We start from the raw sequence: 1,037 nt of genomic DNA, 5'->3' as shown, positions 1-1,037 counted from the left end.
GGGCGGCGATAAGGAGACTGAAATGAAAACGTTACTGACTCTGGATGTCCTGAAAACCATGTCTTCTGATGAGCTGGAAGACTACCGCGCCGCCGGTGAAGACTTTCGCCGGGAGCTGAGTCACGCAGTCATGCGCGATCTGACCTCACCGTCCGGCTGGTCCGTGAATGCCGAATACCGGTGCGAATTTGGCGGCTTCTTTCCTGTCCAGATCCGTTTTACCCCCTCTCATGGTCACTTTGATGTGGCGGTATGCAGTCCCGGGGGAGCTGAATCTTCGCTGGATAGTGGTCTTTGTGACCCGTGACGGTCAGCCGTTCTCTGTCGTTCGCGTGATGGATGCATTCAACCCTGAACTCATCACCCATACTCTGGATCTCATCGAGTGTCTTGACGCCGGTGGCTACTCGTTGCCAGCATCATCAGCACGCTGTCACAGGAGGGCGCACAATGATCCCGTCATCCAGTGCTCTTGTATCCCTGAAACCAGCCCGTCAGGCAGCGCTGCAGGCCATCATGACGGTGGAAGAGGCTCGCCAGCACGGCGCACGTCTGCCATCGATGCCACACGTCCGGACATTCCTGCGCCTGCTGACAGGCTGTAGCCGGATTAACAGTGACGTTGCCCGCCGTATTCCTGGCCTTCACCGTGATCCAAAAGACCGCCTTTCCAGCCTGAAACAGGTGGAAGAGGCACTGGAAATGCTTATCTCCAGCCACGGGGAATACTGTCCGCTGCCGCTGACAATGGATGTGCAGGCTGAACTTTTTCCGGAAGTCCTTCATACCCGAACAGTACGCAGGCTAAAACGTCAGGACTTTGCCTTCACCCGAAAAATGCGCCGTGAAGCCCGTCAGGTCGAGCAGTCCTGGTTACTGCGTCAGAACCTGCTGGGACAGGCTGTCACAGAACTGAATTTTCAGTCACCGGAAACCGTCTGCACCTGGTACACCCGGTGGAGCGACGAGTTTGACGCGGCAGAGCTTGCAGCACCGTTCTGGCGCTGGCAGTCGCGATTCACATCGCTGAAGGAACT

1 protein-coding gene and 1 pseudogene are annotated in these 1,037 nt (G+C 56.9%); both read left to right on the top strand.

The features are described 5' to 3' along the window. Positions 1-22: 22 nt before the first annotated feature. Positions 23-454: pseudogene (gene psiB, locus HMPREF1024_RS0127945) on the top strand (conjugation system SOS inhibitor PsiB). Next, the coding region (locus HMPREF1024_RS00105; protein WP_009310137.1) for a plasmid SOS inhibition protein A at positions 451-1,037 on the top strand (587 nt) is incomplete at its 3' end. The pseudogene psiB and the gene HMPREF1024_RS00105, both read left to right, overlap by 4 nt.

The organism is Klebsiella sp. 4_1_44FAA (assembly GCF_000238715.1).
Taxonomy (GTDB): Bacteria; Pseudomonadota; Gammaproteobacteria; order Enterobacterales; family Enterobacteriaceae; genus Klebsiella; species Klebsiella pneumoniae.
The sequence above is the reverse complement of the archived record's forward strand: the minus strand, read 5'-3'. Positions and strand labels throughout refer to the sequence as shown.